Source organism: Paenibacillus sp. 19GGS1-52 (genome assembly GCF_022369515.1).
Taxonomy (GTDB): domain Bacteria; phylum Bacillota; class Bacilli; order Paenibacillales; family Paenibacillaceae; genus Paenibacillus_AQ.
The window spans coordinates 2,033,677-2,059,170 of sequence record NZ_CP059724.1 but is presented as its reverse complement, the minus strand read 5'-3'; the positions used below and the strand labels follow the sequence as shown (position 1 = coordinate 2,059,170).

The window sequence follows — 25,494 nt, the reverse complement described above, 5'->3', positions numbered from 1 at the left end:
TAGAGGTCGATCCATTTGAATACGATTAAACGCAATCCTACAGGCATTTGCTGGCTTCTATCCTCAGAGAAAAGCCCAACAGTTATGTTATAAACGAACTGTATCAATGCTTTCCCAATGAGGCCTCATTGGTCGATGTAACTGAGCAGGAGCTAATGCGCGTCGAGGGCATTGGTGCATCCAGAGCAAAACAGATTATTTCCACCGTACAGCTTGTACAGGAGTTCACTACAACATTGACCGAATCAAGCGTAATCTGCTCATCGGTAATTTTCGATAGGTTATCCCAACTACGGTTTAATGCTTACTTTTGTTGCATACCACTTTCCAGATTTTAATATTAGTGTTAAATCGACAGGTTCTCTAAATGCAAAATCATCATTTTTATATTCTTGAGTTACAAATACTTTTGATACTACGAAGAAGTGCAGCGGAAATACAAAACCGATATGATGGTAGCCTTTACTATATTTAAAGCTTTCCGCTGTCATTCCGCGTTCGACTGGATTAATACTTTCAAATGCTGAATTATTCATGTACCTCATATCGGCGTTTCGCTTCATGGCTTCTTCAAGAATAATTTTAGTATCATGTACAATCCATGCACCAAATGAGATATATGCAATAACAAATAAAAGAACAAATGAAAGGACTAACTTTCTTTTATTTCTCATTAGTAATTTCTCCCTCAATCAAACAGAAATTATAAAACAATGGTAAAATCTCTAGATTGTACCATTGTCAACGTCATTTTCCTACAAAATATGTGTGAAGTATGGAATAACACTATCCGGTGTGTTAATGATATAGAAATCCCATGTTACATATATGATTGCTCCTGTGCATTCTGTGCAAATTAATTTTTTTTAGTTGAATACTTTTCAAGGTTGTTAATTGCTTTTTTTACCAGCTCATCGCCAGTTATCGCGCTTTTTGGAAATGTTGATTTAGTAACTGCTTGGGTATCGCTAGAAACGGTGAATGTAACCATATCCTTCAAAGCAGTATCTTCATCGGAACCTTCCCAAATAATAGTCTGTGTCAGTTCACCTGTAATAATAGTGTTATTCCCTAAGTTCTCGCTGGATGTCTGTTTAAAATCCATTATAAAGTCTTTTAACACTCGTCCTGTTGTTTCCTCCATTACTCTAATGATGTTTAACGCTTCATCATAAAGGTAATCCAATTCAGGGGACGTAGCCTCTCTTTCAGAGGAGAAAGTTGCCTTCGTGCTTAAATCTCTGAAATTTTCCATTTTGTTTTCACGAGAGTTTAATAAGTTTGCAACGATGCTCTCTGTTGTAGTAACAGAACTTTCCGCCTCTACAGTTCTTCCTGCAAATAATAGTTCAAAAAATTACCCCTTTTCTTTTTATGGAATATTAATACTATTAATATCCATATTTGTACATTATCAGAATTAATATATAAAATAAATGGTTCTTTCTTTACTGTATTTTTTTAGAATAGGTAGAAATTTTTGGTCATTTAGTCTCTACATTCAACCTCACAAACTTTTTTATGAGAAACTAAAGCCTGTAAAATAACCAGTTGAATTCTCTATTATAGGCATTGAAATCCACACTATATCCTGTTGAGTCTCCTACCAAAAAATTCTATCGTTTATCCTAATCCTATAGAACCTTTCCACTCGTTTAATGAGCTGTTATATCTTTTAGATGCCAGAAAAAATATAATAAACTTCATACGGGGAAGATTTTCTTTAAATTACCATTTATTTTATATTAAATGTAACAAAAACATTATTTTGTCTTTATTATTTTTAAAAACATCGCTTATTCAGAGTATCAGTAAATTTATCTACTCGACACCAGAATGGGGGAGATATTATTGAAGAAAAAATTACTTATATTTATTTTGATTGTTTCAATCGTTGGAGTTCTTTTTTGCATAGAATATAGCTTCCCCAAAGCTATTGATGTAACCTATCCGGCAGTTCAATTTAGACCAGGCGATGCTAATTCAGCCACTTCGGTTTCACTTAGCATTAAGGGGAAACTTCATCGCCCGTTATTTCGCAATCAATATTTTAGTGGTCGTATTGCAGTAGACAGATACGATTACAGCAAGTATCAAATGGAGGATATACTATTTCATCGAGACGTTAGGAACGGTTGGGGCAATATTGTCTATTTTGACAATAAGCCGAGTGGTTTTACTTTCGGTTTTGTTTGGAAGAATGGTTCGTTCGACAACGTTAAGATTCTTCTGAATGAGCCGGTGGGACCTGAGAAAGACGGGGGTATTATAAAAGATCAGCAAATCGTTGCTCCCGCAAAAGATTATCAATCTGCACTAGAATTAAGCAGCGCTGAATTTAAGGATAATTGATTTACACTAAACCAAAAAATCCATCAATACTTCATATGTACTCCCATCCATTGCTCCATAACAAAAACCTCCTTCGTCTTCACCTGAGATTTAGCCTCAAGCGCTGCAAAGGAGGATTCATGTTTGTATCCTATGTTGTTGAAACGACCTTTAAGGTACACAGGACAACGAGATTTAAAGCGGTTTTGCGGAAGTCAGCTTCAGGAGCAACCCCCTGAAAACCTTGTAGTGCTGAGAACGGGGATCGAACCCGTACGGTACTAACATACCGCAGAATTTTAAGTCTTGAAGTAGTTCCTATATCCCCTTTTCTGCGCCACGGAAAGCTCGAGCATAAATCCTTTAACCATCGGATTACGGGTAATTTTTTGAGTTCCATACTCTCTGCGTTCAGAGATTTGGATATGCGGCCATGTTAGCAAAAATGTTAGCAGAATGAAGGGCAGAAGCTTTGCGTGACTGCCCTTTTTGTATGAAAGTGGGCCCTTCGCTGCCAGTGGAGAGAAAGGGGTATGTAAGTTAGAGAGAAACCGAAGTAAAGTCTGGGGACAAGTCATTTAAATCCTTACATATCTACGTTCGAATGCACCGTGATACATAGATATGAAAAAATGTGACCACTTGGGTAAAAATTAGTATAACGATAACCTCTTTTCCAATGACGAGGCAACCCTTCTCTTCAACCACCCGATAATTCATTTCAGTTTTCCTTTGATCTGAATTTGAAAGGAGATTCGGAGAAATGATTTCACGTTCTTTTTCTTCGCCATATGCGGGGTTACCCCATACATCCTCTGGAACACTTTGGCGAAAAAATCCGGTGTCTCGTAACCATACTTAAGCGTGATATCGATCACCTTGCTGTCCGTCCCGGCCAGCTCTTCCACCGCAAGCGTAAGCCGCCTTTTGATACATATTCAGTAACGGTGAAGCACGTCAGGGTATGGAACATACGCTGAAAATGGTATTTCGAATCATCGCTACTCCGGGGATATCCTCGACTCCTATTGCGGAGCTCAAGTTCTCTGCTCCACATATTCAATCACCTGGTGAAGCAGCAGGATCGTTTCCAAATTCACACCTCTCCTTTCATTGTTCATTGTAGAGAAGCCGGCAGTGCTTGTTCTTGACAGGGAATGCTTTGATTTTTCCTCAAGCTCATTACTCTTCGCGATTATATATCTTTAATTCCTTGTGCAAATCATACATCATTTTTCCAAGTGGTTTAGTTCGCATGCCCTCTTTCGTAATCTCAGGACCGAAAATAATTTTTTTAATATCCTCATCAGTCAAATTTTCCGGACCTAATACATCTATCAACTCTTTCTTTTGCGAGCTGTTATACATCTGTTCCCTCTCTATTAAATCCAGTACCTCTGAGCTATGTATTTGATAAGCTTCTTCAATTCTCATTGTATCAATATTGGTCTTCAGATTACCTTTAGGGTCTAAAGTGATTTTTATATGATCTGAATTTGTCCCGGTATATGAAAAAGTTAAGTCCTTTCCCCAATCGATACTGTTATCAAAAGGTGAAGCAAATGCTGATGTAGATGAACTTTTAACCCTGTTACAATTACCACAGACAGGAATGAGATTATACAGACAGACTGCAAACAAGGGGGATTTTGATCTGATGAAAAAATGATCTAATTGGGCACCTGAAACATGCGGTGCTCTACAGTTAATGTAGTCTCTGTTGCAGTAAGGACACACTGTGAGGCGAGTGTTTTTAACAATTCTAACACGCATAGTTGTATAACTTAATTTTGAATCAGCAAGTAATTCGTAGGAGTCATGAATAATCTTATATATGCCTTTAATAGAAGAGCGCCCCTCTTTTTCTTAATCATAATGTTCTCCTATTCATATAATTGAAATCAAAGGCAGGCTAATCCATTCTTGTAATATGAAAATGTTCAGCGACAACATAAAGGGAATGTTCTGCATTAACGAACAGCAGGATTTGTTCCGTTCCTGTATCGGAGTGGATAAGCGGATAGGACTGGAGCGTAACCTGCATGGACTCCTTTTCCAGCACCTTGCGGTAAATATCTGCAATTTCCTGAGGCCCAGCGGTAAGTGAAATAAGGCCTTGAGTGAAACCTTGCTGAACAGACAGAAAATCATGAATTCTATTAACAGCATCATATTTATTTAGAAAATTAGAAAGTTCTTTAAAAAGCTGACCATAAATTTTTTCGTTTTCCGCCATCTTTTTTGGACCTAAAATCCGAAAGTAGGGTTTGTTGTATTTAAATAAAACCGGATGATCTCTCAAAATACGCAAATAAAGAAATGAGCTGCTGATTCCAAGGTTGTTTTCACGTACATCCTCGCAAATAATGCTCCAGGAGGCATGCTTTCCTACAGTTCTTCCGTAAACCTCCTTGTACATGGTTAGGGTGAGGTGCAAGTCGTTGTCTACCCGTACGGCTTGATCAATAGAGAAATACCCCTCACCTTCTGTTAATTCAGCTAGTGCATCAATAATTTGTTGAATCAAATTAATAGCCTCCTTGTTATGAAATAGAACTGACATTGCTCAAATCCGTTATCAAGCATACCTCATCCCGTCATTAAATGAATGGAAGAAACTTGTGCAAATATACTAAATTAGTATAATCTATCTGTACTTTTAATAATTTGAAAATGAGGTGATTATATGCTCAATCCTATTAGCACAGAAAATGGTAGGTTATTTATTAGATTTCTGTTCACACCCTCAATTAGAGGCAAATTTGTACTTTCGCTTCCTATCTCAAGTCCAAAAAAGTCTTTATTTATCTCTGCTCTCGACTCTTCGAAAACATGATATACAAACTAATATGATGTTGAGATACTCTCTTGAATCAATATCGCTTTGTTTGTACAGCATGTATGAACGAAACGAAGACGTATTTAGGGAATTTTTAGATGATGGAACCGTACATTCCTATAAAATCACTAAAACGGTTGGCACTTGGTTAGAAAAAGAATCAGAACAATTCGCCAAAAGTATTCACATTATGAAAAACTCTATTAATGCGTTTGCCACTCATGGAAATATCTTGCCGACAAGCTTCAATTCAACATTGGACAATGGTATATTCACTTTTCATTTCTTCGATATTGAACAGCCAGATATAACAAAACAGAGACTTTGGTGGATAAGTGATATTTGTTTTGGATTTTTAGATATGTCTTCAATGCTGAATTTGAAATATCCTTGTTTCACTCTCAAAGAAGAGGAATTTCTTCCATTCATGCATGAAAATCACGCAAAAATCAATGAACAAAAAGAGATATTAACAAAAGTCATGCAGCTAAGAAATAACTCATAAAACTATTCACGTTTTCAAATTCCCTAAACGTTTTGTTTCAGGGAGAAGTTTGCTGATAGGGGAAGCCTTGATGTGTTCATCCTTTAGGTCATTTAACGTCAATGCTACATATCGTTTAGTCATGGTCAGATCACTATGATCTAATGTCTTCTGTAAGATCAGAGCGTTAGCACCATTACGGATATACTCCAGAGCAAATGTGTGTCGGAGATCATATGGGCGTATATGCACTCCCAACTCTTTGCTATACCTTTCCAACCTATCTCCCCATGTGTGACGATTCAACGCTTTGCCTTCAAGTGTACAGAATATTGGAGCGCTACTGCTCCAAATATCAGGTCTAACATTTATCAGTTGTTGGATGGCTTTAATTGTCGGTATGGAAATGGGTAGTGTTCTGGAGACTCTTGTTTTAGCCTTCTCAGAAGTAATATAGATCTCTTGTGAGTTAGCGTTAAAATCAGGAATCCTGAGTGATAAAGCTTCTTTGGGTCTGATGCCTGTATCCAAGGTGAGAAGTATTAAAGCAAAATCTCGCAACCCTACAAAGGTTTGTTTATTAGGGACTGCCAGGGTCTGTCAATAATTTTGTGTAAACTCTTTTAAGCACAGATTCCCCCGAGGGGGAGTGGCGATTCATCGCAAGTGTTGACCGACCCGATCTGGGAAAAATACCGAAAGCTGAAGGAGCATTTGTCCCCAATTTTGAACGCGCCCCGTCCATTTTCGAGTCACGTCGACGGTGGCGAGATAGAGCATTTTTAGCAGCGCCTCATCCGTGGGGAAGATGCTTTTTCCTTTCGTCACTTTACGTAGCTGGCGGTGGTAACTCTCAATCATGTTTGTCGTGTAGATAAGCTTGCGGATCTCAGGAGGGTACTTGAAGAAGGTAGCTAATTCCTCCCAATTATTCCGCCAGGAACGTAGGATGAGCGGATATTTGGTTCCCCACACCTCTTCAAAATGGTCGAGTTCAAGCAAGGCTCCTTCTTCGGTAGCTGCCTTGTAAATGGGCTTTAAATCGGCAGTAACCTTCTTCAGATCCTTGTACGAAACGTACCGTGTGGAACTGCGGATTTGGTGAATAATACACTTTTGGATTTCCGTTTGAGGGTAGCAGGCCGCAATCGCTTGAGAGAACCCAGACAGGTTGTCCACACAGATGATGAGGATGTCTTGAACCCCGCGGTTCTTCAGTTCATTCAGTACGCTAAGCCAGAACTTAGAGGACTCGTTCTCGCCAATCCACATACCCAGTACATCCTTGTTTCCATCCAGATCGATGCCAATGACCATGTAGGCTGCTTTGTTGATAATAGCCCCGTCCTGCTTGACTTTGAAGTGGATGGCATCCAGATAGACTACCGCGTAAACACCTTGTAAGGGGCGATTCTGCCACTCTTTAATGAGGGGAACAATCTTGTTGGTCACATTGGAAATGAGTGTGGGCGAGACCTCAATCCCGTACATATTCTGTAAATGATCTTGGATATCTCTCGTGCTGACGCCTTTGGCGTACAGCGCCACAATCTGCTCCTCGATGCCCGTTACATTCGATTGATGCTTCTTGACCACCAAAGGCTCAAATTCGCCTAAACGGTCTCGAGGGATAATGATTTCCTGTTCGCCGTACTCGCTAACTACCGTTTTGCGGCTTTTTCCATTACGACTGTTTGGAGTGAGTTTCGCCTTCACTTCATGCTTTCCATAACCCAAATGCGTATCCATTTCGGCTTCCAGCATCTCCTGAATCGTCTCGGCAAATAAATCCTTTAAGGCATTCTGTGCATCCTTTGCGCTGACCAAGTTGTTTTCCTTAATAAACTCCCGCAGCTGCTGTTTTGTCCAAAGTCCCATGTGTTCTCCCCAACCTTTCTCTTACTTCCATTTTAATGGGTTTGAGAGTTTACACAATATATTTTACAGACTCGACTGCCAATAATTTAATTAATACATCTTGTTCTATATTTACAACTCGTCCCTCATCTTTACGCTTTTTCATTGATTTAATTGGGTTAGAATCAATCATCTCTTGCTCCACGCACCAATTAAGGAACGTCCGTAAATATACCAAACGATTATTGTAGGTACATGGCTTGATATTATCTTGTCCTAGGTATTCAAACAGATTATTTTTGAGATTATCCATTGTCTCAAACGAATCACTGTACCTTTTAAATAAGAGCCGCACATGCTGATCGTAGTCTTTCCGTGTTTGTTCACTGATTCCCTGTGCCTTCTTCCAAAATAGAAACTGCGTCAATGCCTCTGCCCAAACCACTGCCTTATTGTTCTTAATTTGTGTAACTCTAGCCAACAACAAAAACTCCTCTCCAGAACTTGTGGTTAGACAAGCACTGAAAAGGAGTATTATCGTCAGAGTCCTGTGTGTTGGAATGTGATTCCTAGACACGCAGGACCTTTAGCTTTTGACGGAAGCTTTATTTAAGGGCTACAGTCGTAAAACCCTTATAAATCAAGGATGCCGAGGACGGGGGTCGAACCCGTACGGTACTCACGTACCGCAGGATTTTAAGTCCTGAAACGGTCTTCTTAGTACCTTTTCTACGCTACAGGAAGATCGGGCATACAGCCTTTAACCATGCGGGTTAGAGTGCTTTTTTGTGTTCCATACTCTCTGCGTTCAGAGAATCGGATATGCAGCCATGTTAGCAAAAATGTTAGCAATTTTCCAAGCAAAAGCAATGTACTTCTACTCCCCTTGGTATAATATTGCTCTTCATTCCTGATAGTGTGACAAAAATGGTTTGTACGCTTACAAAAATACAAAAGTAGGAATTTAAGAACAAGGAATCACAAAATTTATGTTTCTACAGCCGACTACCTCAATACATGTGACAAAATGCCTCACTTTCAAGAATGGAATAAGAACCCAGCCAACGGGCATAGGTTCCGAGATTCTATGAATTTATTAGGTTTAAGACGTGAAGCCTCGTGTGGCAAGAGGTTAAAAACTTCGTTATAGCTTGCCTTTTATTTTCAGTTGTTACCAACAAAGTTAAGTTAATCCTCAATTTTTTTAAGATACTCTTCTAGTTTTCTACTCCATCTTTCATCATCCATCTTTTCGATACTAAATTTATTTTGAATTAAATTTCTAAAACTCACTAGTTTAGTTCTATTGTCCATGTTTAAACCCAATTTTCTTGTATCGATAAAAGCGCCATTAAATTTATCATTTCCAAAAGAGAAACTCGGAACACCAATACTTATGTAGTCATTTGTTTTTACCCAAGCTGCGCCCATTTCATTTAAACAAGCTGGGCTATCAAAATAATTGTCAGATAATAAATAAATCATAAAACAGTTATTATCAAGTTGATTTTTTAAATAGTCAGGAATATTTGCTGCCAAAGGAACACCATGTTCATCATCACTTGTAAAAATAATATCTTTACTTTTAACGCCTATGTCCTCGAGAAGGCCCACAAGAGCAGCACCATACTTCTCATCTTTAGATGAATGGCTGATAAATATTTTAGAGTTAACTTGCTCGCTAATATTACTATTCATAATATATTTTTTCCCGTTAAACTTCAAGCAATCCTTTGATTTAAAAATTCTAATTCCAAATATCACTTTTCCTTCCACATTAAACTCGCTCATGCAATAATTTAATTCTTTAGGGATTCGATTAATAATTTCTTGCAATCTTTCTTCAAGCCATACCCCTGTAATTCCGACTAATTCAAATTCGGTCTTAAAGTTTATCCCCCAAAATATGTAACCACCATCCGTATTAGCAAATGCGACCATCTCTTCTGCCATTTTATCAGCGGGTTGCACTGTAAAATAGTATTTAACATTTTTAGTTTCCTTTTTCTGGATTTTCTCTTTAAAAATATCATCCATGTAAAACATATCGATTCTCCTTTATACAAATAAATTTTTCAAGGGTATAACTTTTATTTGTGTAACTAACAATATATCTCCTAAAGTTAATTGTCTCGGAATATCCGTCGGATTATCAGTGTCAACAACCCATAATTCACTATTAGTTCTTAAAAAATTAGGTTCGCTGTCATAATAAAAAATCACTTTTTTCTTATTGCTTGGGCGGATAATCAAGATAATATTATCGCCATCTTTATTTTTAATGGTGTCGTAGGCAGTTGGTGCAATTTTCCTCTTACTCTCTAATTTATATCCGTTTGATATTAAATAACTCGAAACTCTTTGTTCGGATATGCTCAACATCTCTTGAATTTTTTGATAATACTCGGAGAGCCCAGTACTAATATATTTTAGAAATGCCCTTTTTCTTTCAGGGGTTTGTTTTGTATAATCTAGATATCGTTGCATATCGGTTTCATTATAAATTGACAGCTTAGCCAGATTTTCAAGTATTTCGGTAACATCCATACCTTCAAATTCATTTATTAATTTTAAATCAATATTTTTTTCAATTTCTACTGTCTTTTCCAATCCATTTATTTTTTCTTGCATTTCATTTAATTCTTTTTTCAAATCTATAATTTTGGACTTTGCAGCGTCTAATGAATCACTGTTCGTTTCCTCTAAGAACTTATCTTTTTCAAGTCTTGCAAAGTAGTTATCTATATGCTCGCTATTTGAACACAGGTCCATTCTCATTCCAAATAGTACAGGGAATATATTTTTAGAATCTTCTTCATGTTCTAACATCCAAAAAAATAATTTGTCATATGTATCTTGAAGTGTTTTTTCTCTTTCAAGACTGCCTCTTGATTTTTCCTCAGATAGTTTTTTCGTTATGATATCTGTAATTTGTACTGCAATATCCTTATTACCGAATTTACCAATTAAATCTTTAAAAATAGATTTTGATAAATCTAAATTTTTATGAATTAATTTATTTTCCAAATCGCCAGCCTTAATTTCAGTTTCATTTAATAAACCCGTATATACACCTCTTAGCGTTACATCAATTTCGTCAATAAAACGATTGCTTAGGGTGCAAAGGAGATTTTTTTGATTAACAAATATTTTTTCATCCTTCCAAATAGAAATTTCTAACTTTTGTAATAAATCAATAAATTGATTCAGCCATTCGAAGGCATTCACTTTTAAATTATTGAGTAGTCCGTTATTAATTGGCAAAATAAGTTCTATGACCTTTTGTATAGAAAGATGTGATTCCTTATAAATCTTATAAAGTGATTCACAGAGTTCATACTTTGGTAAATCAATATTGCTGCAATACATCATCAAATCATAGAAATCTTTCTGACAGTCTTTTATGAAATTTTTCCTAATGCCAGTATCCATTTCTTGTTTTATTTCATCATTGAAATTAACGTTAAAAATGAATGGAAACTTAATTTCCTGCATCGATTTCATTCCGCCATTGGCAGTTTCGATAATAGGTTTCTTACAATATATATTTTTCGATTCGAGACAATACTTTTGACTAAGCTTATCTGTGTTATTTTTTTCTTCCATATAACAGAGATTATGTATATCCCTAAAAGAATCGGAAATCAAAAAATCGATAATTCGACCGTATAAAAGAATAGCTTCATCCAAAATAATGTTGTTTGTATTATGTATTTGTAAAGAATCACGGTGATCTGTGACTTGAAACGATTCAGCATTTATTACAAACGGTAACCCAAAGTATTCACTTCCTATCAAAGGGTATCGGCAGTAAATGCGCGAACTATTTTCAGGATATCTCATTATTGTTTTATTCTTATAAATAACTGCTATCTCAAAATTCATTTTCAAATGCTTAATCAAAAGAATTTCTTCTGGATTCTCATTGATCCGAACTTTACTAAAGCTAACAAATTCATTTTTAGAGTAATCATCATCACGATTACGGATATATTTAACGCCATTTATTTCAATAGACTTTATTTTACGGCTAAAAGATAATAATAGCGGGATATTTTTTTCTAAATCCATAATTCCTTGTACAACAGGAGATTTATTTTCGTCATGATGTTCTGCTAAAGATTCCAAAGCATATCTGAAAGTTGTAATATTAGCAAGATTACCGTCCGAAGCCGGAGTTTCATCTATCTTATCCAACTCTTCTAGTGCTTCAGAAATATGAGCTTTGAGTATTGGTATGGCTTCTTTATATACAAGACTATTTTCCCAATTACTTCTATCTAAATTGAAATCCAAAGGTATGCGTTCTTTATTTTTATTAATGAAAGTCCCTGTAATATTAATTTTTTTTGACAATAAATGCGTGGTAATAAAGCCCGTACCAAACTGACCACCTTTTTCAATATCTTCGGTTTTAGATGATTTTTGTAGAATTAAGCCTCTAAGCGATTCATTATCAAAAGGATCACCCGTATGAGAAAATGAGACCATCTTTTTTTCGATATCATGTTGGACATAGATATCAACCGGAGTGCTGGAAGTGTCACAAGCATTTTGAATCAGCTCCCAAATCCATCTGCGAACAGTATTATCATCAGAGCCATTAAATACATCATATAGCTCTTTGTTTATTTTGTTGGCAGAAATATCAATAAGGTCTTTTCTATCCATATTATCACTACCCATGTAATAATCCCCTCTCATCTTCCTGCTTATTAGTAGTTATCTATATAATTGAATTAATCAGAGTAGGCTAATAGCTATTCTTATCCATATTATTACTTGGGGTAACTGGAAGCACAATATCATTCATTCCATTCTGGATTATTTGCTCTTTAACTAATCCAATTTCTTCAGAATACAGGAAATTTTGTAACACTTATAGCCCCTACAGCCCCAACCCAACAAACCCTAGGAGTCCAACGCCTAAACTACTAATTTAAACATCGCTTTCAATAAATCAGAATGGCAAATCATCATCATCGATACTAAAAACAATTGGGTTGTTAACTTCCGTGGCCGGGGAGGTTACCTCCATAACTGTTGTTGTGTTTGAATCCAATTCAGCCATTAAATCATCTAGATTAATTCCTTCTATTGTTGGACTATTCGAAGCTTCACTTGTTTTAAAGATTTGATCGTTATTTAGTTCAGCTTTGAGTAAGTTGTTTCTCACATAATTATGTTTATTAATATTTACTTCATCCAAATCCTCTAACAGTTTCTGATGTGCATTAACCTCCAATGAAGACAATGCAACAGTAACTGTTCGAAGCATTGAATTTGTCTTACCTACGTATTTATATATCTGATTTCTATTTGATTTTTCATGACTCACTAAACCTACCATAGCACTAATTATTAGTTCGGGTGCATGTCCCCGGGCAATATTTTTTTTCAATTCCAGGAACCCATAATTATTTTCTGGTATCTCCAAAATTAAACACTTCACAACATTAGTGACAGATGGATGCCTGTAAATTGAAACTAATAAATCAGCTATTGACTCATTAAGTTTAGTGAAATCTATTATTGTTTTGGTTATCCAAAACAATTGGTATTCTGGGATGAACGATTTTTTAAGATAAACTTCAATTTCACTTATAATAGTATCCGAAATCATCATATAATTTCTTTTAATGTTGTAATATAAGTTTTTTGTTAATTGTGGAGAATTATTTAAAACTAATCTTGTCAGTTCAATTGTTTCTGATTCAGAAGTCATCAATAAAGAGAGTATAAGCTCTATGTCTTCATCCTCAATATTTTTCCTATTATGTAACATATCCTTTAAAAATCCAATTTCTTCATCTGTTAAATCTTCAATTTCATAATCGTAATCATCCAATTCATCGGTGTAGGAATTAATAATAAGTCTTCTCTTTTTTAACAATGAAATCTTAACTGTTTCAATATCGTTTTCCTCTTCATTTTCTGTTGTTGTAATTAGAGTTTTCTCTTCATTTAAACACAAGCCTTTTTCACCTAGTAATTTTTGAACAGTGAATATATCATTTGTAATGGTTTCCTCATTATCAGAAAAAAAATAAATATCATCCATAAATCGTATAATAAATTCACTTTTAAGTTCTCTAGAAGCCTCTATAAAACTCAAGAAATTACTACCTATAACCTTCATCGGAAATAATCCTTGTGGCATACAACTAGTACTTCGCCCTTCATTAATTTCTCTTAGAAATTTCCCTATTTTTTCAGCTTCTTGCTGATTAATAGTTCTTGCTATGTAACTAACAATATCATGGTGATAGATATTATTAAAAAAATTAGATATATCTATTTTCCCCATAAATCCATAATCATTCTTTAATGATTGTAACTTATTAATAAATAGCCTGTATTCTTCAGTTTGTGAACTATAACTGTCTCCACTGAAAGTATATCCAAAACATTCACGGTTTGAGTAGACTTGTTTTTGAAAGTAAGTTCTGTTTCTATATACGAAATCGTATGTAAAAATCAAAGAAATAGGATCTAACTGAAAAGTTTGTCTATAATGTTTTTTATCCTTTAGAGCGTAAACCCAAGGTTGAATCAAAAAATAAGATTGTGCATTTTCATTAATTCTTTTTAATTGAGCTTTATTCATAATCTGCGTTACTTTTTTGTAATCATCTTCATTTAAAAAAGTTTGCAGCCAGGTTTGAGAGAATATTTCATTGTTAATGTACTCTAAAATCGAGTCAGCTTGATATTTTGCGATAAATAGAACAGAACGAAGTGGAAAAAGTGTTTTTTGAAAATCCTTTAATATAAAGTCATATACATCATTAATGCTACTCATAATCTCCTCCTCATGCACAATGAAACCTTTTAAAAATCAAGTTAAAATAGTATAATTTCAATGAATTTCCTTTAATTACATTTTCAACTTTTCTTCTAACTTCTCATAAAAAATTTAAATGATTATAGATTATTCGAAGATATAGTTACATTACTATTGTTCTTCGGAAAGAAACCATATCTCCCTACACTTTTACCTTTTGTAAATTCAATATGATTACATTTCTCAACTTGCTGAGGCAACTCCTTATTTTCAAAAATAATTACCTGTCTATCGCTACTTTTTTTAGAAAGCGCTATAAACAATGAGTCTTGCATGGATACATCAATCATCTCATCGTCTTTGTTAGTTGCATCTTTAGAATCATTTTCTTTTAGTGTTGTAACTGGAGAATCTAATAGTAACACTCGAGAAAACGGAAGTTTTCGATCTATTAAATAATTTATCAATGATACAGAGAAGGCGGCGTAAAAGAAAGCCCTAAAACCTTTACCATTATTTTTTCTTGCTTGATTGTTGATTACAATATCCTGTTCCATTTCATCAAAAGTGACATTCTCTAAATCTTCATACCCCCATTCAGTCAACGTATTAAATATCTCGCCAGAAAAGTCATTTAGAATTGCTGAAGGTATAGTGCTCTTGTAATCGATTTTAAGTTGCTTTTGTTTTTTCGCTTTGGATAAATTTATTAGCTCTTCGTTCTTTGACACAAATCTCTCTTCAATACTTTTCACTTTGTTTTCTAAATTTACTACCTCTAAGTATGCTTTTAATACGCTTCTTAAAGGAGTCAGTTCTCTTACTATGAACGCTTCAACATCTTGTTTGCACTTATTTATTTCTTGCTCATATGTTTTATTTGTTGATTCGAGTTCATCTATTTCTAAAATAGTAGACTCAATCGTTTTGTTAAGTTCTAAAATATGCAAGTTTATTTTAGCTTTCTCCTGCTGAGAGGCATCTAAAATTTCTAAGGAGAATTCTTCGTTAAACACATTATCGTCGATTTTACTATTACAAATAGGACAAGAATTAATGTGGATTTGATTTAGACAATCATCACCAGTTTGCAGAAATGATAATCTTTCCAGATCGCTTTTATACTGATCGTTTAATATTTTAAATTTATCTAATAATAATGATAGTTGGTTTCGCTGCAAATTTAGTTTATTCTGTATGTTTTGTTTATCAATGATATCATTTCGTTTTTCAACAATTAATTTTTCAATTTTTTCAATTTCTTCGGAGTACTCGTTAATATCTACTATCTTTTCAAAGGAGGCTACTTCTAATTGTTTTTGTAATGCGAATTTCTCTTCAGTTAGTTTTTTTATTTCATTATTGATATATTCAATTTTCGAATCGATTTTAGCCTTTCTAATCTCTGCTTTTTCAATTTCCTCGCAGTTTATATCATCGAAAGTAGTCAATAAAAATTTAAATACTGATTTGCAGTACGTCTCATCTGTTTTTATTTTGTTAAAAACAGGGGATTCTGTATCAGAGATTATTTTAGTCTCACTAATCATCGATAGATTGACTATTGAGCGAAAACCTAAAGTCTTCTTTTTCCCACTCTTGTTACTTAGCATATATTTGTTCTCTGTTATCCCTATAAGCTTCAAAAGGAACTTAGAAATATTATCGTCACCATTAGGATCATGATCTTCTTTTAATTTGTGTTGCTTTGTATTATAAAAATTACCAATATCAGAGAAAGTATACAATATAGACTTCTTGTTCATGTATCTAAGTATCGTAATGGGAGTATCATCTTTAAAATCTCTTATTTCTAAAAAAATATTTTCATACCCTTTGCTTTCTTTAATTTCTCTTAACATGTCAGCTCCAAACATGTAGTCAATACATTTAAAGATGTAAGACTTCCCTGTGTTTGAAGGACCATTAATTACATTAAACCCCTTTTCTAAGATGAGAACTGCATCTTCCTTTCCCGGTCCAGTTATCCTAAGCTCCTTTATATAAAATCCATACATTTAGAACACCTCATTTTTATAAGGGAAAAAATTCAAATATTCTTTCCCCCAAGACTTAATATTTGTATTTACAAACTTTTCAAGCTCAGAATCTGTTAAATTCCTAAATCTCTTTTCAACTAAAGAAGCGTTATTCATTAATTTCTTCGAGTATTCTTCTGATAAAGCTTCTATAAACCAATTAGTATTAATGTTTGCTGAGTATAAAAAGCCCTCTTCTTCAATGTCAATGTTTACTAATCCCTTTGAGGCCATTAATAACATTCCTTTTTTTATGGCTTCCCTTCGACTAAATAATTCTATTGTCCTTAAAGGATATTCTGGATGTAAACTATCAAAAGAAGCATCTGAATCCTTTGTGTAGATAGTTAAATAATCAAGAAAAATTAATCTGTCCAAACTACATTTCAGTGGAAATGAGACCTGCAGTAAATATAAACCTCTTAAACCTAATTCCAATGGCGTGTTAAATAATAGTAAATTACTCATTATATCACCCAGTCAATTTCATCTTCATTTGCTAGATGGTGACAAATACCCTTTTTATCTTCGTTTGTTACGAAATGCAAATCCCGATCTACAATACTCACTGATAAGTTTACTTTGGTTGACTCATGCATTGTTTTAGTAAGTTTTTTATATCCATCATAAAACTCACCCTTCATAAAATCTTTAATACCACTATTCATCTCATTTTTTAATATTCCAAAATGATCTTCACTAGAAAATATATCCCTTATAGAACGTTTTAAAGATTCGGCACTATAATAATTAATTCGATTATCTTTAAAATCAACCAGTAAATCAGGTATAGTTTGAAGCAGATCTAAATCAATGGTTACTTTCTTATACTGAGAATACGCTGCTAGTATTTTATTTACATACTTTAATTCGCTTTGCTCAGGTGTAGTTGGTGGCAGTATTCCACTTCCTCTTCGAGGTTTAATTGATCCCCCAAACCTAAAATAAAAATAGTTAGTTTTCCTGTGTTCTTCTATAATTCGTTCCATTGAAAAAGTATCTACAATGGAAAAATCAAAGAGTTTCACATAATCAAGAAAAGAATCTTTTAATTCTATTTTGTGCCCGCTTGTTATTCCTTTGCTACATTTTGCATCCCATTGCTCAATAAGACCTTTTCTTATTGCTTCAGGGCTTTTGATAATCTTCAAAAATTTAGAACCAATTCCTTGTGATGCAATAATATAATATTTCTTAGGAATCGGTATATCCTTATTAAAAGTGTAGTAACATAACTTACCGAACTCCAGCCAATACTCGCTTGGGGTTAATTTGCCTTCATATCTCTTACACTGATAATAATCACACAATCCATCATCATACTCTCCAATTACATCACGACCCATATCTCCTGCACTTCCGATTCTATAAACGTCTTTATATAGTTGCTTAGCACAAGAGATAGCCCACTCACCAATAAAGGCTTCAAATTCTTCAGGGGAAAAGCTTTTCACTCGTTGTAATGGCGGAATAGGGAAATCAAATACGCTTGGATCATTTAGAGGCTCAACCTCATCTAATTGAGCTAATTTAAATGTGGAAACAATCATTCTGACTTCTACCCCGATCCTCTTTATAAATATTATTATTAATAAATGGGTACTATGAACCATAAAACACTTATTCGGAACTACCTTCATTTTCCTTTTGTTGATGGTGCTTCATACATTTGATATTAGCATTGTACCTAACCCATTTTCATTTCTAAATGATAAGTAGCTCTCACGAGAGGCTAAACTTAATGCAAGAGCCGGACACCTTCCATCGTGCCCGGCTCTTTGTTTCTTAAAATATTGTCAGGAGGCGTATATTCTCAAAATATTTAACAAATCCATGTAAGTAGGATTGGAAATATTACTTTCACTAATCCCGTTTCTGTTATTTTCCCATATTACCGTGTTTTATAAATACAATTTGTGCAATTTGTGCAATTTGTACGAGACCCAAGCCAAAAGATTGAAGAAAGAATTCTATACCACACAAAGAAACAGATATAGACTTTAGAACTAAGTCAAAATACATAATTCGTCAATAATCTTCCATCTCCTTCCAAACACGCGTTCTATTTAAGGGATTTATGTAAATATATCGCAAATTTGAAAATTTGAAATCTATATTATATATACGATAATCAGAAATTACTAGGGAGGAAAACATCATGCAACAGACTAAGGAGAATGATTTGAGACATTTAGTATCTGAATCTTTAAGAGAAAGCAATGATAGCTATACAATTCAAGAGCTTTTCGAGCGCTTTCCTACGGCTACGGAACTAATGGATGTTTCAGAGCAACAGTTAGTATCTATAAAGGGAATCGGCAAAGGAAAAGCCCGGCAAATTACTGCTATGTTAAAGCTTGCGAAGGTGTTGGCTTTACCTGCTCAGGATGAACCTGTCATCCGTAGTCCCAAAGACGTTTTCAACTTACTCGAATCAGACTTGCGTTACGAGCAGAAAGAACACTTTATCTGTCTTTTCCTCAATACTAAGAACCGCTTAATCTTTAAGGAAGTCATCTCTATTGGCTCTCTAAACGCTGCTATCGTCCATCCCAGGGAAGTATTCCATGCAGCGATCAGACGCTGTAGCGCCTCTCTCATTTGCGCACACAACCACCCGAGCGGTGACCCGGAGCCGTCAATTGAGGACGTGAATCTGACAAAACGACTCATAGCCGCTGGAGAAATCATAGGAATAGAAGTCCTTGATCATATAATTATTGGTGGCAATCGTTTCTACAGTTTGAAGGAGCATGGCCTGTTGTAACCCTGTTTTCACCTCGATATTATGTGTTCCCCCTAAAAAAGCTCTCAATAAATCCCTCTGGCATCTGAATTACCACACCCTGTATTAATTCGTGGTTATAACCACTTAAATCCTCACTATATCCTGTTGAGCAACCTTCCAAAAAATTCTATCGTTTTGTTAGGGGTGAGGGGAATTGAACAACATTGAATTTATCGGAGAAAGCATCCGAATTCTGCGAACTGGTAAAGGACAGAGCCAGGAACAACTGGCACTGAATGCAGGAGTAAATACCTCTTACATCGGCCAGATTGAACGTGGAGAGAAGAATCCAACGATAAAAACTTTGGAGAAAATAGCTGTAGCTCTCGAAGTAACCTTACTTGATTTACTTTTATACTCAAATCCGAGGAAAGGAGTAAGTAACCAATCCATACAAATTCTTACCCCCGCCAGAATCAAGCAATGCCTGCTGGAAGTTCTACTTGAGCACACAGATTTGGTGACAATGAACGTTCTGAAGTCATATCGACACTTCGAAGAATGATTTCAAGCATACCCAGCAGCTACATAGCTTATCAAAGTTCATATACTTCAGAACAAAGGATGATAAATGAATGCGAAAATGGGTCATTGCTATAACCGCCGCTGCTATAATTATGGCTAATGGAAACGCTGCTTCAGCAGAATCAGTCATAACTCCAAAGAAGGTTATTTTAAAAGTCAATAACACCGGAATGTTTGTAGATGAAGCCACCACCTCTACACTTCTTGATCCACAATTGTACGCAACTCCTGAAATCAGAAATAACCGAGTTATGATTCCTATCGCTAGTGTCATTAAAGAATTTGGTGGATCGTCAAGCTGGTCGGCAAAAGACAAAAAAGTCTCGCTGACATTAGGTAATAACAATGTTGTTCTTTACTTAAATAAAACCAATGCCTATGTGAACGGAGTTTCGAAGACCTTGGACTCTACTCCAATTACTTCAAGTGAGGGACGCACACTTGTTCCTTTGCGTTTTGTAAGTGACAACCTCGGAATCACACTTATTTGGGACAGCAAGAACCAGATCATTGCTTTATATCGTGGCGAATTTGACGCTTACCCAAATGATTACAGTAATTATTTCATTTCTATGTCTGATTCTAATAGCAACAACAACAGTACGCCTGACACTACTCCTAACAGTAAACCAATTGATCAGAATGGAGTCCAGATTAGCGTAGGTGACCGTATATCAAATGGTTTCTTCTACGGTGAGGTTCGGAAAGTGGATGGAGGGAGAATTCTTGTTTATTGGGACAGCAAGAACGATCTTTATATTAGTGATGAAGACACTGACTATTGGGCAATGCTCTCTGGAGTCAAATATCTATCGAGTAGTTGGGTAAATGCCAGTACATTGACTGTAGAATCTTAAGTCTAGAAGCTAAAACTTAACATGAAGTATAGAAAAGAGGAGCGAATATTCGCTTCTCTTTTCTATCTTGAGGGGAGGTGAGAATCATGGAGAAAGTAATTGAAACTGCTGGGAAGTCAGCGCTGACCACAGCGGGTGCATTATTTGGAGGAGGTGTAGGAGCAGCACTTGGCACAGCAATATTCCCCGGCGCAGGAACAGCCGTTGGTTATTTATTCGGTGTTGGATATGGAACACTCAGTGGCCTTAAAGCTTGGAAACATTAATCAAAACCAATTTTTGGAGGAATAATACGATGAGTAATTTTTGGGGACGTGTAGTAGAGTCTGCTGTAGATGCAGTAAGCCAAACAATTGAAAACAAATTTGATGTAGTCGAAACTACACAGGATTTGTACTACAAGTATAAAGAAGAATAGAAAATAGGGAAGACTCAATTAGAGTCTTCCCTTCAAATTTGATTGGTAATGTCAAAGAGACAAGGCAAATAATCTATTCTTTCTGCTATAGGAATTGTTACTGGATTGATCCCTATATCGTGAAGCCTTTTGATATGTTCATCAAATCTTTTCTTATCATCTACAGTTTCTCTTGCTTTCCAAATTCCTCTCTTGTCATTTACAAGTTCTATAGTTTCAATCAGATTATTCCTGGTTTCGAGTTTCAATCTTGTATTCATAATAAGTTCTTTTGCTTTCGAAATTGTATAGTAATCACCATAACCAACAGTTTTTTTAAAGTAAGTGTGCAGTACTTCGGCAGATATATCTTCACGCAGAAATTGTGAATATCCTTGCTTATTGAGGTTTTTACTTCTGATGATGCGGTAGATCTTATTATATCCGCACTGAATTTCAAATCTTATTGTAGTCATTGCTCGTTCATGGTAAGGAAGCCCATTCTCCAGCATCTGAATTCCTTTATTATAGCAATTAACGGTTAACTCCAAAGACGCACCTTTGCCTTTCGTAAATCGTTTTCTAAATATATAAAAACTATCCCTAGGTGGTTCTGAACGTTTGCTAATACTATTGTATATTGTGTAGAGTTGGAAACCATCGGGAATATTGGCTCTTTTGATAAGTTTCATATATAAGGCTACATGCTCGGTGCTTATATTTATTGCAAAATCTACTCTTTTAAAACTATAGATATCTAACAGATCAAATCTAAAAATCAAGTTTTTGTTACGTTTCTTACTCCGAAATTTCTTTCTAATATCATTGAGTGCCCTTTTAAACGAAGTTCGGATTTGATCAAAATGTGCTGAATCAGCTAATTGTAGATAGTCATTTCCATCTAATAACCGCATAGGGTTCATAATGATCTCAATTGCACTGTAGGTGATTTCATCAACAACTGTTGAGCGTTTAAGGATTATTTTTATTCCTTGATCCCCAAGGAGGTGAAATTGGTGACTGCCCTTCGGTTCCTCAAAATATCTGCACTTTTTCGTTTTAGAAAGTTCACTTAACACTTCATACATTGCTGAATAATAGTGAAAGTCGAATTTATAAAACATATGAACTGTATGATACATAACAAAGCCTCCAATTATTTCGATTAGAACTTTGTTATGCGCATTTTCATTTTTTACTCAACACTCTAAGTAGTCTAAATTCGTTAACGTAAGCATGAATAATAATAGTCATAAAAGAAAAGATAATATATACGTATATGCTATAGCTGTCTTCATTTTATCGTTTAGCAGTAATAGCCGCTGTTGACAGCGATCTACGGACAACATATCTTGGCCCTCATTACCGTCCTTTCACTGAACTTCAAACCTCATAATCTCCTTCGTTACACTGTAATCCTTATATGGCTTCTTCGACTTCCTCTCTTTGTCTTCTAGTGTTTTAAATATATCGATCCATTGCACCGTTACTCTAGTAGAATTCGAGTTACAAGTTCGTCTCCGCGTTGAAGTATTTTTCTTAATGTAATCGAACTTCGTTCCAACTTCTCCAGAGTCACTGATGCGAGTGTCAAAGTGAAGTTTGCATTTCAATAAAAAAGTACATGAGCAGACAATGCGCTCATGTACTTTATTTTCATTTTAAAATATCTTGGTTCTCAACTAAAAACTCATGAACCCGTGCCTTATCAAGAACGAAAGCTCTTTTATTTCCATTTCCGAATTTAATATCAGGTCGAAATACTTCTTCAACATCCCCCTCAATTGACAGTATTCCTTGTCTGAACAAGAAAGCGTATAACTTGGGGTCTATCTTGAAATTCCTTCCCGTTCTCTTCAATTCAATTTCTGCCTGAGACTTAATCAAACTGTATTTTATTGCCCATATGGTTTCATTTTCCCATCCGATAAAATCTTCTTGAAGCTTCAAGTTGCTACCCATTTCCAGAAATTTAGATTTATCAATAACTCCTTGAACGGCCTTTAAAAAGACAATTGCATTAAATTTTATGGGATCAATCTCTATTTTCTTTTCTTCTGATTCTTTCAATATATGTATTAAATCATTTTTCAAATAGCGTAAGTTGCCAGATACGTCTCCTCGCCAAAAACCATCTACCCATCCAATCTCATCATTGAATATGACTTTTGCATCATCGTCTTCCAGCAATCGGGTAGCAAGTCTAATAGACCGTAATAAATAAGGATAAAGGTTCTCTTTATAAAGATAGAAATCATAATCAAGGTAATTGGGATCAATCCACTTTGAATTTGCCATCGTTTCATTAAGCAAGTCAAGCTCGACACATTTGTATGTCCTTTTGCTGATTCGAGTGTACACCTTAATATTAAGCCCTACCTCCGTGATCTTTTTCTTCTGCAAATCATATACACGAAGTCGGTTTGTCGGGATAACAAGGAAATTGCAAATGAATGCACCTTGTTCTGTTTGCTTTCCTTCTCTCTTTTCATCCGAATTTGTTTCCTCGGTATTCTCTGTTTCGCCCTTTGCTTGATTAATTCTTTTTCGCGCCACTTTCATCATCTTGTCGTCTTTCACAAGAAAATCCTCGCACATTTCGGAGAAGATAGCATTCATCTCAGCTATAGTATCTCCTATCCATTCAAATTCTCTGGGATTCCTTTTTCGATTTATATAATGCACGTACTTTTCAGAGCAATGAATACCTACGTCATTAACCATAATGTCACCCTTTTGTCGTCGTTAGTAAAAAAGAATATATCCTCTTACATTAAGATAATAGAATCAGATTTACGTCTGTAAGCATATTATCGTATACATTTTACAGCAATAGCAGATGCACAAATCTTTTTGGGAATTCCGGGACACTTGGGATTTTTGGGAATCCGCATTTTCACTATAACTTGATATGTTTTTGAAGTCCACGACATACAAAAAATAACCGAGAAAGGTGAAGAACAACAACGAAAGGCATGAACAGATAATATAAGGTACGGAATAACGATTTCAAAACCGTACTGTCGATACTGACAAATATATATTATTAACGAACAGGAGGTGATTAGCATTGATGCTGCAAGATTATCCAGAAGTTATTACAGTTGATGAGCTTTTAGATATATTATTAATTGGTAGAAACTCTGCCTATAGGCTACTGAAATCTGGCGAGATCAAGTCTATAAAAATTGGACATACGTACAGAATTCCCATACTAAGTGTAAAAGAATATATTTTAAGCAATGCAAGAATGGACCTATCTAAATACATGTAATCAAATAGCAGTTTCGCAGACAGGGGCAATTACGCTCCTGTCTTTTTTATTTTCCAAAAAACCATTGGGAGGTCGAAGCACATGAAAGGCAGCTTACGTAAACGCAATCAATACTGGTACATCATTGTTGAAACAAAAGACGAGTCCGGGAACCGGAAGCAAAAGTGGATTAATACCAAATGCGATAAGAAATCAGATGCAGAGAAATTCCTGCGAGAAACTCTTACGAAGATGGATAACAACAGCTTCGTTCAGCCACAGCGAAAACTCAAATTTACTGACTTTATACTGGATTGGCTTAATAACGTTATTAAAAGTGAGGTCGAGGAAACTACTTGGGAAGGTTATGAAATGATTGTAACGAAGCATATCATCCCCTACTTCAAGAGTAAAAACGATATATTGCTACAAGAGTTACAACCTATACATCTGCAAAAATACTACGAGACAAAGTATCAAGACGATCAAACGACAGGTAAAAAAGGCTTGTCTGCTAAAACATTACGAAGACACCACGCCAATATCAGGAGCGCATTAAATTTTGCCGTGCGAATGAACTTGATTCCGTTTAATCCCGCAGATCGAATCGTACTTCCAAAGCAGGAGAAGTTCAATGCCAGTTACTACACTGTCGAACAGCTCGAAAAGTTATTTGAAGTATGTTTGGGTACACTGATTGAATCGGCAGTATATCTCGCAGCTCATTATGGACTTCGACGTTCTGAAGTGCTTGGATTGAAGTGGGATTGCATCAATTTCGAAGAAAAGACAATCTCAATTAAAGAGGTTCGCGTGAAGTACGGCAAAGAGGTCGTCGTAAAAAAACCTAAAAGTGAAAGCAGTCAGCGCATTCTGCCTTTGATGGATGATATCGCGGATTACTTATTGCAACTAAAGAAACAACGAAAGAAAAACAAGCTACTGTATGGCAAAGATTACGTCGATAGCGGTCTTGTATGCTGCTTGCCTGATGGCAGTCCCATAAAGACAGAATACTTGAATCATAAATTCAAAGACATACTCGCAAAGAACGAATTGCCGCATATCAGATTCCATGATCTTAGGCACTCGACAGCCAGCTATTTGATTAAACATGGCGTAAGTCTAAAAGAAATTCAGGTATGGCTGGGGCACTCATCACTAAGCATTACAGCGAACACCTATACGCACATCGACATGCAGACTAAAAAAGATACGGCACAAAAGATTAATGATCTATTTTCCAAAAAAGCAAAGGAAGCCGCTCAATGAAGTACACCGTTTGGCGAGTTTTGGATTATGGAGGAGCCAATTTCACACTGTTGGAAATTGTATTCTCC

Annotated in this window: 25 protein-coding genes; 9 read left to right on the top strand and 16 right to left on the bottom strand. The window is 35.4% G+C overall.

Annotation, left to right across the window (positions count from 1 at the left end):
• Positions 1 to 290: 290 nt before the first annotated feature.
• Together H1230_RS09675 and H1230_RS09670 are read right to left on the bottom strand one after the other, a co-directional pair.
• Positions 291 to 674 carry a hypothetical protein gene (locus tag H1230_RS09675; RefSeq protein ID WP_239715268.1) on the bottom strand — a complete coding sequence of 128 codons (384 nt, stop codon included), beginning with the start codon at positions 672 to 674 and terminating at the stop codon, positions 291 to 293.
• A gap of 182 nt (positions 675 to 856) precedes the next feature.
• Complete coding sequence (locus H1230_RS09670) at positions 857 to 1,255, bottom strand: hypothetical protein (RefSeq protein WP_239715267.1); 399 nt, start codon at positions 1,253 to 1,255, stop codon at positions 857 to 859.
• A 596-nt stretch (positions 1,256 to 1,851) separates the two neighbouring features.
• On the opposite strand from H1230_RS09670, the gene H1230_RS09665 reads away from it, so the two are divergent.
• Positions 1,852 to 2,352, top strand: a complete 501-nt coding sequence (locus H1230_RS09665; RefSeq protein WP_239715266.1) for a hypothetical protein — start codon at positions 1,852 to 1,854, stop codon at positions 2,350 to 2,352.
• Positions 2,353 to 3,047: 695 nt separating this feature from the next.
• On the opposite strand, the gene H1230_RS09660 is transcribed toward H1230_RS09665, so the two are convergent.
• The 3 genes from H1230_RS09660 to H1230_RS09650 all read right to left on the bottom strand — a co-directional run bounded on the left by H1230_RS09660 (position 3,048) and on the right by H1230_RS09650 (position 4,858).
• The gene (locus H1230_RS09660; RefSeq protein ID WP_239715265.1) at positions 3,048 to 3,239 is read right to left on the bottom strand and encodes a helix-turn-helix transcriptional regulator; all 192 of its coding nucleotides are present in this window, start codon (positions 3,237 to 3,239) and stop codon (positions 3,048 to 3,050) included.
• A gap of 274 nt (positions 3,240 to 3,513) precedes the next feature.
• Positions 3,514 to 4,104, bottom strand: coding sequence for a hypothetical protein (locus H1230_RS09655; RefSeq protein WP_239715264.1), 591 nt, complete (start codon positions 4,102 to 4,104; stop codon positions 3,514 to 3,516).
• A 139-nt stretch (positions 4,105 to 4,243) separates the two neighbouring features.
• Positions 4,244 to 4,858, bottom strand: coding sequence for a hypothetical protein (locus H1230_RS09650; RefSeq protein WP_239715263.1), 615 nt, complete (start codon positions 4,856 to 4,858; stop codon positions 4,244 to 4,246).
• Between the two features lie 370 nt (positions 4,859 to 5,228).
• On the opposite strand from H1230_RS09650, the gene H1230_RS09645 reads away from it, so the two are divergent.
• Positions 5,229 to 5,675, top strand: coding sequence for a hypothetical protein (locus H1230_RS09645; RefSeq protein WP_239715262.1), 447 nt, complete (start codon positions 5,229 to 5,231; stop codon positions 5,673 to 5,675).
• A gap of 6 nt (positions 5,676 to 5,681) precedes the next feature.
• On the opposite strand, the gene H1230_RS09640 is transcribed toward H1230_RS09645, so the two are convergent.
• From H1230_RS09640 to H1230_RS09600, 9 genes are all read right to left on the bottom strand, one after another.
• Entirely contained in the window at positions 5,682 to 6,215 is a 534-nt protein-coding gene (locus H1230_RS09640; protein ID WP_275591180.1) for a tyrosine-type recombinase/integrase, read from the bottom strand.
• A 96-nt stretch (positions 6,216 to 6,311) separates the two neighbouring features.
• Positions 6,312 to 7,532, bottom strand: a complete 1,221-nt coding sequence (locus H1230_RS09635; RefSeq protein ID WP_239713906.1) for an IS256 family transposase — start codon at positions 7,530 to 7,532, stop codon at positions 6,312 to 6,314.
• A gap of 49 nt (positions 7,533 to 7,581) precedes the next feature.
• Complete coding sequence (locus H1230_RS09630; protein WP_239715260.1) at positions 7,582 to 7,992, bottom strand: hypothetical protein; 411 nt, start codon at positions 7,990 to 7,992, stop codon at positions 7,582 to 7,584.
• A gap of 707 nt (positions 7,993 to 8,699) precedes the next feature.
• A complete protein-coding gene (locus H1230_RS09625; RefSeq protein ID WP_239715259.1) occupies positions 8,700 to 9,557 on the bottom strand; it encodes an RNA-binding domain-containing protein in 858 nt (285 codons plus the stop codon).
• A 12-nt stretch (positions 9,558 to 9,569) separates the two neighbouring features.
• Positions 9,570 to 12,197: a sacsin N-terminal ATP-binding-like domain-containing protein gene (locus H1230_RS09620; RefSeq protein WP_239715258.1), complete on the bottom strand. Its 2,628-nt coding sequence runs from the start codon at positions 12,195 to 12,197 to the stop codon at positions 9,570 to 9,572.
• Positions 12,198 to 12,471: 274 nt separating this feature from the next.
• A complete protein-coding gene (locus H1230_RS09615; RefSeq protein WP_239715257.1) occupies positions 12,472 to 14,313 on the bottom strand; it encodes an RNA-directed DNA polymerase in 1,842 nt (613 codons plus the stop codon).
• A 122-nt stretch (positions 14,314 to 14,435) separates the two neighbouring features.
• Positions 14,436 to 16,313, bottom strand: a complete 1,878-nt coding sequence (locus tag H1230_RS09610; RefSeq protein WP_239715256.1) for an SMC family protein — start codon at positions 16,311 to 16,313, stop codon at positions 14,436 to 14,438.
• The gene (locus H1230_RS09605; protein WP_239715255.1) at positions 16,314 to 16,802 is read right to left on the bottom strand and encodes an ABC-three component system middle component 2; all 489 of its coding nucleotides are present in this window, start codon (positions 16,800 to 16,802) and stop codon (positions 16,314 to 16,316) included. It lies immediately after the preceding gene.
• Positions 16,802 to 17,884 (bottom strand): ABC-three component system protein, encoded by a 1,083-nt coding sequence (locus H1230_RS09600; RefSeq protein ID WP_239715254.1) that lies wholly within the window; start codon positions 17,882 to 17,884, stop codon positions 16,802 to 16,804. The genes H1230_RS09605 and H1230_RS09600 overlap by 1 nt, the downstream gene beginning before the upstream one ends.
• 608 nt (positions 17,885 to 18,492) lie before the next feature.
• Between H1230_RS09600 and radC the strand changes: the two genes are divergently transcribed.
• The 5 genes from radC (at position 18,493) to H1230_RS31385 (ending at position 20,922) form a co-directional block, all read left to right on the top strand.
• On the top strand, positions 18,493 to 19,101 hold the full coding sequence (gene radC / locus H1230_RS09595) for a RadC family protein (RefSeq protein ID WP_239715253.1): 609 nt from the start codon (positions 18,493 to 18,495) through the stop codon (positions 19,099 to 19,101).
• Between the two features lie 175 nt (positions 19,102 to 19,276).
• Complete coding sequence (locus H1230_RS09590) at positions 19,277 to 19,627, top strand: helix-turn-helix domain-containing protein (RefSeq protein WP_239715252.1); 351 nt, start codon at positions 19,277 to 19,279, stop codon at positions 19,625 to 19,627.
• A gap of 70 nt (positions 19,628 to 19,697) precedes the next feature.
• A complete protein-coding gene (locus tag H1230_RS09585; RefSeq protein WP_239715251.1) occupies positions 19,698 to 20,504 on the top strand; it encodes a stalk domain-containing protein in 807 nt (268 codons plus the stop codon).
• 86 nt (positions 20,505 to 20,590) lie between these two features.
• A complete protein-coding gene (locus tag H1230_RS09580; RefSeq protein ID WP_239715250.1) occupies positions 20,591 to 20,770 on the top strand; it encodes a hypothetical protein in 180 nt (59 codons plus the stop codon).
• A gap of 29 nt (positions 20,771 to 20,799) precedes the next feature.
• The gene (locus H1230_RS31385) at positions 20,800 to 20,922 is read left to right on the top strand and encodes a hypothetical protein (protein ID WP_275591179.1); all 123 of its coding nucleotides are present in this window, start codon (positions 20,800 to 20,802) and stop codon (positions 20,920 to 20,922) included.
• A 32-nt stretch (positions 20,923 to 20,954) separates the two neighbouring features.
• On the opposite strand, the gene H1230_RS09575 is transcribed toward H1230_RS31385, so the two are convergent.
• The gene (locus tag H1230_RS09575; protein ID WP_239715249.1) at positions 20,955 to 22,043 is read right to left on the bottom strand and encodes a hypothetical protein; all 1,089 of its coding nucleotides are present in this window, start codon (positions 22,041 to 22,043) and stop codon (positions 20,955 to 20,957) included.
• A 514-nt stretch (positions 22,044 to 22,557) separates the two neighbouring features.
• Positions 22,558 to 23,625, bottom strand: coding sequence for a hypothetical protein (locus H1230_RS09570; protein WP_239715248.1), 1,068 nt, complete (start codon positions 23,623 to 23,625; stop codon positions 22,558 to 22,560).
• A 349-nt stretch (positions 23,626 to 23,974) separates the two neighbouring features.
• On the opposite strand from H1230_RS09570, the gene H1230_RS09565 reads away from it, so the two are divergent.
• Entirely contained in the window at positions 23,975 to 24,175 is a 201-nt protein-coding gene (locus tag H1230_RS09565) for a helix-turn-helix domain-containing protein (RefSeq protein WP_239717230.1), read from the top strand.
• Positions 24,176 to 24,256: 81 nt separating this feature from the next.
• Positions 24,257 to 25,426, top strand: coding sequence for a tyrosine-type recombinase/integrase (locus H1230_RS09560; RefSeq protein WP_239715247.1), 1,170 nt, complete (start codon positions 24,257 to 24,259; stop codon positions 25,424 to 25,426).
• Positions 25,427 to 25,494 lie beyond the last annotated feature (68 nt).

Coding starts and splice junctions, on each gene's coding strand:
- H1230_RS09675 (WP_239715268.1), bottom strand. CDS start 674: ATGAGAAATAAAAGAAAGTTAGTCCTTTCATTTGTTCTTTTATTTGTT.
- H1230_RS09670 (WP_239715267.1), bottom strand. CDS start 1,255: ATGGAAAATTTCAGAGATTTAAGCACGAAGGCAACTTTCTCCTCTGAA.
- H1230_RS09655 (WP_239715264.1), bottom strand. CDS start 4,104: ATGCGTGTTAGAATTGTTAAAAACACTCGCCTCACAGTGTGTCCTTAC.
- H1230_RS09645 (WP_239715262.1), top strand. CDS start 5,229: ATGTATGAACGAAACGAAGACGTATTTAGGGAATTTTTAGATGATGGA.
- H1230_RS09635 (WP_239713906.1), bottom strand. CDS start 7,532: ATGGGACTTTGGACAAAACAGCAGCTGCGGGAGTTTATTAAGGAAAAC.
- H1230_RS09625 (WP_239715259.1), bottom strand. CDS start 9,557: ATGTTTTACATGGATGATATTTTTAAAGAGAAAATCCAGAAAAAGGAA.
- H1230_RS09620 (WP_239715258.1), bottom strand. CDS start 12,197: ATGGGTAGTGATAATATGGATAGAAAAGACCTTATTGATATTTCTGCC.
- H1230_RS09615 (WP_239715257.1), bottom strand. CDS start 14,313: ATGAGTAGCATTAATGATGTATATGACTTTATATTAAAGGATTTTCAA.
- H1230_RS09610 (WP_239715256.1), bottom strand. CDS start 16,313: ATGTATGGATTTTATATAAAGGAGCTTAGGATAACTGGACCGGGAAAG.
- H1230_RS09605 (WP_239715255.1), bottom strand. CDS start 16,802: ATGAGTAATTTACTATTATTTAACACGCCATTGGAATTAGGTTTAAGA.
- H1230_RS09600 (WP_239715254.1), bottom strand. CDS start 17,884: ATGATTGTTTCCACATTTAAATTAGCTCAATTAGATGAGGTTGAGCCT.
- radC (WP_239715253.1), top strand. CDS start 18,493: ATGCAACAGACTAAGGAGAATGATTTGAGACATTTAGTATCTGAATCT.
- H1230_RS09585 (WP_239715251.1), top strand. CDS start 19,698: ATGCGAAAATGGGTCATTGCTATAACCGCCGCTGCTATAATTATGGCT.
- H1230_RS09580 (WP_239715250.1), top strand. CDS start 20,591: ATGGAGAAAGTAATTGAAACTGCTGGGAAGTCAGCGCTGACCACAGCG.
- H1230_RS31385 (WP_275591179.1), top strand. CDS start 20,800: ATGAGTAATTTTTGGGGACGTGTAGTAGAGTCTGCTGTAGATGCAGTA.
- H1230_RS09575 (WP_239715249.1), bottom strand. CDS start 22,043: ATGTATCATACAGTTCATATGTTTTATAAATTCGACTTTCACTATTAT.
- H1230_RS09570 (WP_239715248.1), bottom strand. CDS start 23,625: ATGGTTAATGACGTAGGTATTCATTGCTCTGAAAAGTACGTGCATTAT.
- H1230_RS09565 (WP_239717230.1), top strand. CDS start 23,975: ATGCTGCAAGATTATCCAGAAGTTATTACAGTTGATGAGCTTTTAGAT.
- H1230_RS09560 (WP_239715247.1), top strand. CDS start 24,257: ATGAAAGGCAGCTTACGTAAACGCAATCAATACTGGTACATCATTGTT.